Origin of the sequence: Marinobacterium sedimentorum (genome assembly GCF_024267675.1) — a bacterium.
Taxonomy (GTDB): Bacteria; Pseudomonadota; Gammaproteobacteria; order Pseudomonadales; family Balneatricaceae; genus Marinobacterium_A; species Marinobacterium_A sedimentorum.
This window is the reverse complement of record NZ_JALDYX010000002.1, coordinates 228,994-240,901: the sequence shown is the minus strand read 5'-3', so window position 1 is coordinate 240,901 and position 11,908 is coordinate 228,994. Positions and strand designations below refer to the sequence as shown.

Annotated in this window: 10 protein-coding genes; 4 read left to right on the top strand and 6 right to left on the bottom strand. The window is 60.4% G+C overall.

The annotated features are described in order from the left end of the window. Positions 1-138: 138 nt before the first annotated feature. Both MRS74_RS03485 and MRS74_RS24160 read right to left on the bottom strand, forming a co-directional pair. The gene (locus tag MRS74_RS03485) at positions 139-330 is read right to left on the bottom strand and encodes a hypothetical protein (RefSeq protein ID WP_254578882.1); all 192 of its coding nucleotides are present in this window, start codon (positions 328-330) and stop codon (positions 139-141) included. A gap of 57 nt (positions 331-387) precedes the next feature. Further along, positions 388-1,032: a PEP-CTERM sorting domain-containing protein gene (locus MRS74_RS24160; RefSeq protein ID WP_254578881.1), complete on the bottom strand. Its 645-nt coding sequence runs from the start codon at positions 1,030-1,032 to the stop codon at positions 388-390. An 831-nt stretch (positions 1,033-1,863) separates the two neighbouring features. On the opposite strand from MRS74_RS24160, the gene MRS74_RS03475 reads away from it, so the two are divergent. After that, on the top strand, positions 1,864-2,082 hold the full coding sequence (locus MRS74_RS03475) for a helix-turn-helix domain-containing protein (protein WP_254578880.1): 219 nt from the start codon (positions 1,864-1,866) through the stop codon (positions 2,080-2,082). Here the strand turns inward: MRS74_RS03475 and MRS74_RS03470 are convergent, their stop codons facing one another. Next, complete coding sequence (locus MRS74_RS03470; RefSeq protein ID WP_254578879.1) at positions 2,083-5,484, bottom strand: adenylate/guanylate cyclase domain-containing protein; 3,402 nt, start codon at positions 5,482-5,484, stop codon at positions 2,083-2,085. It abuts the gene before it with no gap. A 279-nt stretch (positions 5,485-5,763) separates the two neighbouring features. Here MRS74_RS03470 and MRS74_RS03465 point away from each other — a divergent pair, with 279 nt between their 5' ends. Together MRS74_RS03465 and MRS74_RS03460 are read left to right on the top strand one after the other, a co-directional pair. Then, complete coding sequence (locus tag MRS74_RS03465) at positions 5,764-7,317, top strand: PAS domain-containing sensor histidine kinase (protein WP_254578878.1); 1,554 nt, start codon at positions 5,764-5,766, stop codon at positions 7,315-7,317. A 66-nt stretch (positions 7,318-7,383) separates the two neighbouring features. Further along, the gene (locus MRS74_RS03460; RefSeq protein WP_254578877.1) at positions 7,384-8,001 is read left to right on the top strand and encodes a response regulator transcription factor; all 618 of its coding nucleotides are present in this window, start codon (positions 7,384-7,386) and stop codon (positions 7,999-8,001) included. Positions 8,002-8,075: 74 nt separating this feature from the next. Here the strand turns inward: MRS74_RS03460 and MRS74_RS03455 are convergent, their stop codons facing one another. The 3 genes from MRS74_RS03455 to MRS74_RS03445 form a co-directional block, all read right to left on the bottom strand. Beyond that, entirely contained in the window at positions 8,076-8,876 is an 801-nt protein-coding gene (locus MRS74_RS03455) for an alpha/beta fold hydrolase (protein ID WP_254578876.1), read from the bottom strand. 16 nt (positions 8,877-8,892) lie between these two features. Then, a complete protein-coding gene (locus MRS74_RS03450; protein ID WP_254578875.1) occupies positions 8,893-9,321 on the bottom strand; it encodes a PaaI family thioesterase in 429 nt (142 codons plus the stop codon). A 77-nt stretch (positions 9,322-9,398) separates the two neighbouring features. Then, positions 9,399-11,042, bottom strand: a complete 1,644-nt coding sequence (locus MRS74_RS03445) for an AMP-binding protein (RefSeq protein WP_254578874.1) — start codon at positions 11,040-11,042, stop codon at positions 9,399-9,401. 235 nt (positions 11,043-11,277) lie between these two features. Here MRS74_RS03445 and MRS74_RS03440 point away from each other — a divergent pair, with 235 nt between their 5' ends. Further along, a complete protein-coding gene (locus MRS74_RS03440) occupies positions 11,278-11,829 on the top strand; it encodes a TetR/AcrR family transcriptional regulator (protein WP_254578873.1) in 552 nt (183 codons plus the stop codon). Positions 11,830-11,908 lie beyond the last annotated feature (79 nt).

Sequence of the window (11,908 nt, the reverse complement as noted above, 5' to 3'; positions counted from 1 at the left end):
AGCACTGGCTTCTGTCAAGCTGGAAGAGGCCGGCCTTAGCGCACTCAAACAGCGTGAAAAGCTGACTAGCGAATTGAACCTGTCTCTCTGAAACTGGCACGCGGCGGGTCTAAAGCCTCAAGCCTCAAGCCTCAACCCTCAACAGTCAGTCTGCCGCCCAGGGCTGAATTTTATGACCTTGCAGATAACGACGAATAGCTGCAGCTGCTTGCCGGTGGTCGCGACGCCGGCCTGCCTGCCGATGCTCCGGACCCGGTGCAGGAAATGATCGACGGACACAGGAATCAGCTTTGCCGAGCGACCATGGTGCAGGCTCATAGCACAGCTCATGGCACGGCTCATAGCACACAGCAGAGTTGATGAATTTCGGGGCAGCCACCAGGCTTGTCAGGTTTTCCGGCGCCAGAAGCCGATACCCAGGATACCCAACACCAGCAAGGCCAGGGTCCCGGGCTCCGGCACCAGTACAATCTTCGCGGCTGGGGCTAGGCTTCGATCCAGGCGCGGTGTTTGAGAGGCATAGAGGAAATCATCCGCAGTATACTTCTCCGGACCACCCCGTTGCGTTCCTGCAGAAAGAACGAGCTGCGTGAACCCGACATCCGAAATAAACCCAAAAAATTCCCCCGCATGGCCATGAGGAATCTCTATCGGGATCAAGACGCCTCCTGCGTTTATCTGGATACCGCGCCCTGCTCCCCGAAAATTCAAATCCCAGTTACCCCCGAAGGCATAGATCTCGAAGTTGAAAGTAATGGTCGTAGTACTTCCCGATGCCAGCCGGTCAGTTAATTGGCCCATGGTATCAAAACCGTTATGAAGCCTGCCGGCAATGGAAATGCTGAAGTCGTCCGGAACACCGCCGGTAAAATCCTCCTCCATGAAGGCGCCGACCTGGGACTCCCAGTCGGAGCGCAACTGGCCGCTCCCAACGCCATGAAACAGGCTGATGATCCCGGCCTGTGCCGCGCTGCTGACGCCACCAATGGCGAGCACGAGGCCGACAACCAGAACTTGCTTGTGTACTTTCACAATATCTCTCCCTGATCGATGGTCGTAAGGCGGTACGGGCCTGAACAATGACATTATAGCTACCCACCAGCTCAGGCCGCGTACCAAGCGGCCGTCCCAGCCTCATTCTCCCGCATCATGTCTGCGCAGGCGTCTCGAGGATCCCCTACAAGCTTGCCGGGTTTCAATTCTAAGCCTGTCAAACGCACCAGCGTTTGCAGATGCACTAGCCATCAACCCACAAAGAGGGCAGAAACAATTCCCTCATTTCATACATCGAAATGTAGAGAATGGAGCCATACATGCAAGAAAATGCACAAAACGCACCACTATTAGCAGCACATTGTTTTTTATAACATTAAGTTATAGCAGCAATAATCACGTCTCCTACATTGTAAAATATTTTGACAGTGCTATTCGAAGAAGTAGTGATTCAGATGCCCCGGCAAGGCATGTGACAGGCAGCGCCGATCAGCTTGTCCAAATCAGGACTGCCACCTGTAGAGCCAGACTGATTGACGGTTACAGTAACTACAGCGGAGGTCACCCTTGAGCGTCCGTCAGCCTGTTTCGGCCGCCTTTTTGGGACCTGCGGAAGTCGGAAATAAGGCTCCCGCGACCCCCAAGGCGTGACTCGCACAACGGATTTGAGCCCTTCTGATGCGATACGCCTCATTCGTCGCAGGCGTGGCGCTGCTCCAGCAGCCGTGACCAATTCGGTTATGAACTCAGCATAATTTATCGGTTAGCCGAGACGCCATTATGTAATCAAGTTCCATTTTTATCGTTCAGATACCTCTGAACCTACATGCATCCAGGCTTAACACTATTAACCGGGCGGGCAAAATCGGCATGGACAGCGCGACTATTGATGCAGCGGCCGCCGCCACGTCCATACAGGCCCTGTGTGACCAGGCCATCAAGCATGAAGTCAGCCTGGAACAGCTTGAAACCCGGCTGATCCTAAGCGCCATGACCAAGGCGGACAACAATGTCGCCCGGGCCGCCCGCCTTCTGGGCATGACACGGCCGCAACTGGCCTACAAACTGAAAAAGCACCAAACGGAATAATCAGGGCGACAGCTTTTCGAGCAATGCCAGGGCGACATCGAGGTCACCGTCACGACCGTCGCCCAGGCTGGCGCAGATCCTGGCGAGCACTGCACGGGCCTCCGCCGTGCGCCCCTGATGCAGCCAGACTCGACTGCGGCTCAGCACCGCACGCAGTTCCAGCGACCGGGCGCCCTGGCGGCGCGCTGTCTCGACCGCACGCTCGAAACAGGCCTGAGCCAGCAGCTCCTCATCTCCGTCCCTGCCCGCATCACTGCGCTGCAACAGCATCAGATCACCCTCGAGCCGCTGCAGCTCGGCCTGGTACATCCACTCACCGGTCACCGCCACCGAGTCCCGGGCCTGCGCCAGCCGCTCCAGGGCCGCGTCGGTCCTGCCGGCCCGACCCAGGGCTTCGGCCAGCAGCGCCAGAAAATGCGGGCACCAGAGCTCCGCCCCCGTTGCACGGAAAGACACCAGCCCCGCCTCCATTCGGGCGATGCCGTCATCGCTATGCCCGCCCTGACACAGGCCCGCTCCCAGCAGCACAGCCGCCCAGCTTCCCCAGAAGGGATAACCGTATTCGCCGGCCAGTGCGACCGCAGCATCAGCGCGTTCGCAGGCCCGGTCGGCGCGCCGCTGATGCACATCGACCTCAGCCGCGAGCACCAGAGCGTAGGTGGTTACGTAGGGAATATTCAGCTGCTGCGCCAGCGTCAGGGCCTCGTCGGCACGCTGGCGGGCAGATTCGGGATAGCCCAGTAACGCCAGTACCCAGCCCAGATAGCCCAGCGCAAACACGCCGGGATCCAAACCATAGCGGAACAGATGGGACTGGTGTGCGCCGCGGTCGTACAGCTCGACCACCCGCTCGAAATGCGCTCTGGCCTCTTTCGGCTCGCCCTGATTGAAACAGCTCGACCCCAGCGCCCGGTACGCCTCCAGCAACAGGGATGGGTCCTGCGAACGCTGCGCCAGCGACAGCAGGCATTGCGCGTAGTCCCGGCCACTCTGCATCTGGCCCCGCACATGGTGGTAGTTGCGCAATCCCAGCAGCACCGGAAACAACTGCTGCTCGGTACCCGCGCCACCTTTCAGCTCCAGCGCCCGGCTGTAACTCTCCCCAACCTCAGGCGCGGCATAGCCCTGAACAGCGATTAGCGCAGGACCTAGGTCGAGGCGGATGGCGAACTCCAGGCGGTCGCGTGCACTGCTGTCCGGCAAGTTGCGCAGCAGCTTCAGCGCCGAACCGAAGTGCCGTACAGCCTCCGCCACCGATGACTGCTGCATCGCCTGCCCGCCGGCGCGATGCAGGTACTCAACCGCCTTGTCGATATTGCCGCTGCGGCTGTAATGATGCGCCAGCTCCTTGCAGTGTGCCTCCAGGCGTCCTTCAAACAGCGTTTCGATGGCCCGACCGATATGCTCATGCAGCTCACTGCGCTGCACCCGAAGCAGGGAGTTGTACGCCACCTCCTGGGTCAGGGCATGCTTGAAGGTATAATCAATCTCCGGAAAGGCCGTGCGCTCGTAGAGAAATTCGCCGCGCTGCAGCCGCGCCAGCAGGCCACGCAGCTTATCCTCCGGCAGCGCCACAACCTGGCGCACCAGGCTCCATGGAAACTCCTTGCCGATCACCGCCAGGGTCTGCAGGAGCGCCTTCTCCCCGCCATCGAGCCTGTCCATGCGGGCACAGAGCACGCCCTGTACCGTGGTCGGTATCTGCAGGCTATCCAGCTCCCGCTCGAGACGGTAATGCCCCAGATCGCCGCCGAGCACCCGTTCTTCGACGAGCGTCTGTACCAGCTCCTCGATAAAAAAGGGATTGCCCTGGGCCTGGCCTCGGATCAGCGGTTTCAGGGGTAGCAGCGAAACATCCTTGCCGAGCAGGGTTTCCAGCAGCGCCTCGGACTCGGACGGCCCCAGGGGCTGCAGCCGTACCCCGCTATAGTTACTGCGCCCGTCCCAGTGATGGCGGTACTCCGGCCGGTAGTTCATCAACAGCAGGATGGCGGCGCCATCAAGGCTATCCACCAGCGCATTGAGAAACCCCTCGGTTTCGCTGTCCAGCCACTGCAGGTCTTCGAAAATCAGCACCAGAGGGCCGTTGCGGCTTTCGCGTATCAGCAGCCGGTGGATCGCCTCCAGCGTGCGCTGACGCCTGAGCTTGGCGTCCATCTGCGCCAGCGTCGCGTCCGGTTCGGCCATACCCAGCAGGTAGGAGAGGTAGGGCAGGCAGTCCTCCAGCGCCGGATCCAGCGCCCTCAGTCTGTCACTCAACTGACGGAGCTGCAGGCGATTGTCGTCCTGCGGACTGATCTGCAGATACTGCTTCAGCAGCTCGATTAGCGGCAAAAAAGCGAAGGCCTTGCCGTGAGACACCGAGAAGGTTTCCAGCACCCGGCCGCGCGCCTGTACCCGTTGCTTGAACTCCAGCAAGAGCCGCGACTTGCCGACACCGGGCTCGCCCATCACAGTCACGACCTGGCCCCGCCCGGCCTGCACCCGGCCGAACGCCCGCTCGAGCCTGGCCAACTCCGGCCGGCGGCCAACAAAGCGAGCCAGGCCCCGGCGCGCCGCGACCTGCAACCGCGTTCGCAGGGGCCCGTTACCCAGTACTTCGTAGGCGTTCACCGGTGCGTTAAGCCCCTTGACCGCCGTAGCACCGAGATCGCGAAACTCGAAATAGCCCCGCACCAGGCGGTGGGTCGCCGCGCTGACGACGATGCTGCCGGGGGCCGCCAGCGTTTCCATGCGCGACGCCAGATTTATCGAAGGTCCCACGGGGTCGTAATCGACCTGCAAATCCTCGGTCCTCACCGCCCGCACCACCACCTCGCCGGTGTTGACGCCGACGCGGATCTGCAGCCCGATACCCTGCATACGCTGAACCCCATCGGCATACAGTCGCATGGCCTGCTGCATGCGCAGTGCGGCGTAGAGCGCACGCTGGGGGTGATCTTCATGGCTGATGGGCGCACCGAACAATGCCAGGATGCCATCGCCCAGGGATTTGGCAACATAACCCTCGTAGTGATGCACCGCCTCCATCATCAGCGACAATACCGGGTCTATCAGACGGCGGGCATCTTCCGGATCAAGATCGGCCACCAGCGCGGTTGAGCCTGCCATATCGGCAAAGAGTGCAGTGACGATCTTGCGTTCGCCACCAGCTGCGCCGCGGGCTGCCAGCAGTGCCTGTTCGGCGAGGATACGTTCAGCCAGGTGCGCCGGGGTGTACTGAATGGGCGCGGCAGCTGCGCCAGCGCCGGCCTCCAGAGGGCTACCGCAGCTGTCGCAAAACCGCGCCTCAGGGCGCAGCCGCTGACCGCAGCTCAAGCAGGTTTTGAGCAGCGCGCCGCCGCAGCTGCCACAGTGACTCGCATTGGCCTGATTGTCGTACCCGCAATGCTCACAGTGCATGACGCCTCATCGGGCGGCGGTTCATTATGGCGCCGCACCCTGACCGGAAACACAAGACTCAACCCTATCCCTGCAAGCTTCAAAAAGCCGGTCACCCATAATCTGACTCCTCTGCCCGCGGCACGCCTTTGCAGCCATTACGGACACTATCAAGCATAGTTCAGGCACGTGAGCAGCCCGTTCAGCGGGCCACCAGGAGCAGTTTCCTAGGGTATTCCCCTAAGGCTTTGGGTACACTGGGGTCTCCAGCTGCCGTATCTTGTTCCGACAGAAACCGCCATGACCCTGACCGCCGCACAACACGAAAAACTGCTCGCAGAACTCGATGAATCCCGCCGCGAGGCGCAGCGTTATCGGCTGCTGGCAGAACAGTCCACCGACATGATTTCACGCCATACGCCCAGCCCAGAGTGGACCTATGTCGATGTCAGCCCCGCGGTTGAGCGGCTGCTGGGCTACAAACCCAGCGAGATTATCGGTACACCGGGCTACGATCTGTTCCACCCGGATGACGCCGACAACCTGATAACCCGGGCTGAATCGGTGAGTTATCGCCGTGGCCTCTACACCAACGTGTACCGTTATCGCCACAGGGAAGGTCACTATGTCTGGCTCGAAACCACCAGTCGCACCATCCGCGATGACAGTGGCGAGCCGATTGAAATCATCTGCGTGTCCCGCGATGTCACCCAGCGCGAACAGGCCCAGCGCGCCACCCGCCGCCTGGCGCGGGTAGTGGAATCCAGTTCCGACATGATCATGTTCTGCAGCCCCGACACACTGCAGCTGACCTACCTGAACGAGGCCGCCTCCAGCACCCTTGGCAGCGGCCCGGACGGCACCATCGCACTCAATCTGCGTGAACTCGTCGATGCCCACAGCTACAGCACCCTGCTGCTTGCAGGCCTCGAGCACGCAGCCCAGCACGGCTGCTGGTATGGCAGCATTGCGCTGCAGCTACCCGCGGGCAAGGATTCTCGCATCGCCGAAATTCGCGAGATCATCGCCCACCGCAACCATGTGGAAAACCGCCGGGTGGAGTACTACTCCATCATTGGCCGCGATATCACCCTCAAGCGCAGGGCCGAAGACGCCGCACGGCGCCAGCAGCTGGAGCTGGCCCATATGTCGCGTCTGCTGTCGGTCGGGGAAATGGCCACGGGGCTCGCCCATGAAATCAACCAGCCGCTGGCCGCCATCCTCAACTACTGTCGCGGCACGCTGCGCCGGGCAGAAGACGGCAAGGACCTGAGCCTTGCGCAGGCATTGCACGCCATGCAGCTGATCGGCGACCAGGCCAAGCGCGCCGCCGAGATCATCAAGCGCATTCGCAGCTATGTAAAACGCACCGAATACCAGCGTGTCGAATTTTCCATCAACGACAGCTGCCAGGATGTGGCCGGCTTTCTGCGCCAGGAAGCCAGCGACAACAGCATCGAATTCATCTTTGACCTTGACCCCGAGGACCCAAGTCTTACCGCCGACCGTATTCAGATCGAACAGGTGCTGCTCAACCTCATACGCAACGCCATCGAGGCTTACGGCGATTGTGAGCTGGCACAACGAACGGTTAACATTAGTAGCCGCTGCGATCAGAGCTATATAGAGGTGGCGATCACCGACTGCGCCAAAGGCGTGGGAGCCGCAGCGCTGAGTCAGCTGTTCGATGCCTTTTTTACCTCCAAGCCCAGCGGGCTTGGCATGGGGCTGGCCATATCCAGAACTATTATCGAAAGCCATGGCGGCCAGCTGTGGGCCCAGAGCGATGGCCACAGCGGCACTGTGTTCAAGTTCCGGCTGCCCGTCAGCCGGCATCAGGATCAATGGCCCTGACCCCATGAGCACACACAAGGGCACGCCCTACTCTATCTATATCTATTCAACTATTCAGGATGAGCTATGAAGACTCCACCGGACGGGACGGTTTTTATCGTCGATGACGACGATGATTTCCGCGCCTCCATGCAGTGGCTGCTTGAGTCAGACGGCCTTAGGGTTACCAGTTTCAATGGTGCCCAGGCCTTTCTCGATGGCTACGATGGCAGCCCCGGCTGCATGCTGCTGGATGTGCGCATGCCGGAAATCAACGGCCTGGCGCTGCAACAGATGCTGCTGGAAAAGGGCATTGAGCTACCTATCATTGTGCTCAGTGGCCACGGTGATATTCCCATGGCGGTAACCGCCATCAAGAACGGCGCCATGGATTTTCTGGAGAAACCCTTTGACGACGCCCTGTTGCTGCACCGGGTTGACCTGGGCCTGCGCCAGGCCTGCGAACTGCAGCAGCAAAAGCAACAACAGGCCCATGCTCGTGGCCGCTACGACAGCCTCAGCCGGCGGGAAAAGGAAGTGATGGCGCTGGTCGTCGCCGGCCGTGCCAACCGCGAAATCGCCGAGGATCTGGGCATAAGCCCGAAAACCGTGGAAGTTCACCGCGCCCGGGTGATGAGCAAAATGGAGGCCAGCAGCCTGCCGGTGCTGGTGACCCAGGCAGCACAGCTGGGACTTTCAGCCTAGACCGCCAATCTGGGCGCTTGTCCAGATCGGGCAAGCAAAGCTTTAAGCTTAAGCCGGAGTGCTCAATGTGACTCTTACAGACGCGCCATGAAGTCGGCAATCGCCGGCAGAGTGACAGCCGGCGCTTCCAGGTGCGGGATATGGCCGCAATCACGTATCAGCAGCGACTGCGCCCTAGGCCCTATGCCGACACAGATATCGCTCACCTGCTCCGGCACGCCATACTGATCGTCCTCACCCTGCATGATCAGCGCCGGACAGCGGATATCACTGAGCCAGGGACCGAGATTGAAAGTGGTATAGGCCGGCCGGGCCCAGGTTTCATGCCAGGCCCGGAACAGCAGATCGGTACGCTCGCCGTGATAGCGGGCCAGACGCTCCGGCAGGTCACTGCCGGGCTCCCGGTAACGCGCCACAGTCGCGCTGATCCCGGACAGGGTCAGATGGTCAATATAGATATGCGCCGCCATGGTCACCAACCCGGTCACCCGCGCGCCCAGTACCGCAGCACCGACCAATGCGATGGAACCACCATCGCTGTGCCCCACCAGAATCAGCGGGCCGGATATGCCGGCGCTGTCCAGTATCCGGGGCAGCCAGTCACGGCCCTCCTGCTCCAGATAGTCATCCGGGCGCGGCAGCGTAATCGGGCTGGAGCCGCCATAACCCCTGCGTTCGTAAACAAAGACATCAGCGCCGGTCAGCGCCATCAGCCGCTGCGGCACCTCTTTCCACATGGGGATACAGCCCAGGGCTTCGTGCAGCAGCACCAGGGTTGGACGCTGCGCTTTCGCATCGGCATGGCGGCCGTGCAGCGCGCGGATACGAACATCCGGCTCCAGCACCAGCTCAACGGTTTTCCATTCAATGCTCATGGGTCATCCCTCCAGATCACTGCGGAATGGCATAGGTCAGGCTCGCGTGGGCAACCGGGTTAGACCCCTCTGCCGCCGCCGCTTTACCGGAATACAGATACACCTCACCCACCGCCAGCATTCGGCCCACCTTGAGCATGCGGGCATCGGCAATCAGATCCGCATCCGCCAGGGGTTTGTGCAGAAAATTGATATTCAGATTGCTGGTCACGGCTAGCGCCACCGGGCCAATGCGGGTCAGCAGGGCCGCATAGACCGCAACATCGGCCAGTGCCATCATGGCCGGCCCCGACACCGAACCGCCGGGGCGCAGATGCTGCTCCGACACCGCCAGGCGCATCACCGCCGAACCCCGCCCCACCGACTCCAGCAGGCCGTATTGATCGCCCTGGGGGAAATGCTCGGCGAGAAACTGATTCAACTGCTTCAAATCCAGTACGGGCATGGATTCATTCCTTGTTGGTTTGACATGCATCAGCGGCGCCCAGGGCGCCGCTGACAGGGTTGCGTACCAGGTGAGAGCTAATCCGCCTCGCTCTCTTCCCGTGCCTGATTGCGCAGTACAAAACGCTGGATCTTGCCGCTGGGTGTCTTGGGCAGTGCCTCGATAAACTCGATTTCACGGGGGAAGGCATGGGTTGACAGACGCGCGCGTACCAGCTGTTTGAGTTCGTCCGCCAGGGCATCGCTTGCCTCAAACTTGGACTTGAGCACCACATAGGCCTTGATGATGGAGCCGCGTTTCAGATCCGGCTTGCCCACCACAGCACTTTCGGCCACCGCCGCGTGCTCCAGCAGCGTGCTCTCGACATCAGCGGGACCAACGCGGTAGCCCGCGGTGGAGATGATATCGTCATCGCGCCCGGTAAAGGAGTAGCTGCCATCGCCATGGCTGATCACGACATCACCAGTGAGGTAATAGCGGCCGTGGAAGGGGTCTTTCTCACCCCAGGTATAACCCTGGAAAAAGAACAGCGGTGACTGGGATCTATCCACCGCCAGCTGGCCAATTTCGCCTTCGCCGATTTCGTTGCAGTCCGTATCCAGTGCGACAACACGATGCCCCGGCATCGAGAAGCCCATGGAACCGACCCGCAGTTGATGCTCCAGCTTATGATGATTGCAGCAGGTCATGCCGGTTTCGGTCTGGCCGTAGTGATCCATCACCGGGCAGCCCATACGACGCTTCACCCAGCTGATAACCTCCGGGTTCAGCGCCTCGCCGGCGCTGCTGGCCAGGCGCAGCCCCAGACCCTCCCCGGTGCCATCGTCATTGGCCATCAGCAGCCGATAGGCCGTGGGCGCCGCCGCCAGGTTGGTGATGCGATACTTGCGGATCATGTCGTAGGTGCTGTCGGCGGTAAAACCGTTCTCGTTGAAATGGGTGGCATTGCCCAGCAGCAGAGGGCCAACCACCGCGTAGTACAGACCATAGGCCCAGCCCGGATCCGCCACGTTCCAGTAACGATCCTGTGGCTCAAGACCCACGGCATGGCGCATATAGACATAGAAGGACAGCAACGCCCGGGCCGGCACCGCTACACCCTTGGCCTTGCCCACGGTGCCTGAGGTAAACATCTGCAGAAAGGGATCATCGGCGCCGATACGCACCGGCTCAAAGCTGTCCGATTGGGCGGCCAGTTCAGTGGCAAAGTCCGCATCAGCCGCATACTCAGCCGCCGCATTTTCGCGCCCGACCAGCAGAATCGGCGGGCAGGCTTTTAGGCTATCGAGCTTGCTTCGATTGGCAGCATCGGTCACTACCAGGCGGGTGCCGGCGCGCTCCAGACGATACTCGATGGCGCCGGAACCAAAGGCAGTAAACAGGGGCTGATAGACGGCACCGGCCCGCAGAGTCCCCAGAATAACCACCAGCAATTCGGGCGTACGGGGCAGCAAACCGGCTACCCGATCACCCTTGCCGATGCCCTGGGCGCTGAGATAGTTGGCAAAACGCGCCGCCTTGTCCCGCAGTTCAGCAAAGCTGTGTTCGCTCGCGGGCCGCTCTGCACCTTCGTAGTAAAGGCCGATTCGATCACCCTCAACCCAGCGGTCGCAGATCTCCTCACACACATTGAAACCCGTTGCCAGATCGCCGATCAGGTGCGTTTCCACCTGTGCCGGCGTAAAGCCTTCGCTGAATGCTGCATACGCTTGAATGCTCATGGTGCCCTGCCTCGCTTATTAATGTTGTCAGGCCAGTTCATATCGAGCCTTGCCAGAGGCTCGCATAAGAAACACGAAATAAGGGAATACCCCTAGTAATACCATCATGTTTACGTAAACGTAAAGATTAAATTGACGAAATCTGCAACAGGGCGCCTTGCACGCCATGACCATACGTTTACGTATATTTGGGTTTTAAGGTACCCTGTGCCAGAGCGTATCGAAGGATTAAAAGATGAACGTCAAACTGAGTCGCGAACAGTGGATCAACGAAGCCTTTACGGTACTGGCCGAAGGCGGCGTCGACAGTATCAAGATCGAAGGACTTGCCAAACGTCTGCGCGTCACCAAGGGCGGCTTCTACTGGCATTTTCGTAACCGCGACGAGTTGCTGCAAAACATGCTGGAGCAGTGGCGCCTGCGCCGCATCGAGATTATTCATGAGCAGACGCGCGATGAGGAACACGCCGCCGATACGCTGAAGTACCTGATTCGCCTCTACACCGACAACGCCAACCCCAGAGGCAACGCCATTGAACTGGCGGTGCGGGCCTGGGCGCGCATCGATGCTCAGGCGGCCGGTACCGTGCAATCCGTGGATGAAGAGCGTCTGAAATGCGTATCCGGCCTGTTTGAAAAGCTCAAGTTGTCAGCGGAGGAAGCCTATTCCCGCGCCTATCTGTTCTATGCCTTTGTTTTTGGTCAAAGTCTGCTGAATGATCAGAGCTGCAGCCTGGACCCTAAAAAAATCAAGCAGCACTGCACCCGCTTTCTGATCGAAGACTGACGCCTTTGGGCGTGCGAGAGGCAAGACTCCACAGCTTCGCTGCGGCTGTCGGAATTCGCTACGCTCATTACCAACCTAC

What these genes read in the sequence shown, in the direction of transcription:
- MRS74_RS03485 (WP_254578882.1), bottom strand. Translation starts at nt 330, where the DNA reads ATGAGCTGTGCTATGAGCCTGCACCATGGTCGCTCGGCAAAGCTGATT.
- MRS74_RS03475 (WP_254578880.1), top strand. Translation starts at nt 1,864, where the DNA reads ATGGACAGCGCGACTATTGATGCAGCGGCCGCCGCCACGTCCATACAG.
- MRS74_RS03470 (WP_254578879.1), bottom strand. Translation starts at nt 5,484, where the DNA reads ATGCACTGTGAGCATTGCGGGTACGACAATCAGGCCAATGCGAGTCAC.
- MRS74_RS03465 (WP_254578878.1), top strand. Translation starts at nt 5,764, where the DNA reads ATGACCCTGACCGCCGCACAACACGAAAAACTGCTCGCAGAACTCGAT.
- MRS74_RS03460 (WP_254578877.1), top strand. Translation starts at nt 7,384, where the DNA reads ATGAAGACTCCACCGGACGGGACGGTTTTTATCGTCGATGACGACGAT.
- MRS74_RS03455 (WP_254578876.1), bottom strand. Translation starts at nt 8,876, where the DNA reads ATGAGCATTGAATGGAAAACCGTTGAGCTGGTGCTGGAGCCGGATGTT.
- MRS74_RS03450 (WP_254578875.1), bottom strand. Translation starts at nt 9,321, where the DNA reads ATGCCCGTACTGGATTTGAAGCAGTTGAATCAGTTTCTCGCCGAGCAT.
- MRS74_RS03445 (WP_254578874.1), bottom strand. Translation starts at nt 11,042, where the DNA reads ATGAGCATTCAAGCGTATGCAGCATTCAGCGAAGGCTTTACGCCGGCA.
- MRS74_RS03440 (WP_254578873.1), top strand. Translation starts at nt 11,278, where the DNA reads ATGAACGTCAAACTGAGTCGCGAACAGTGGATCAACGAAGCCTTTACG.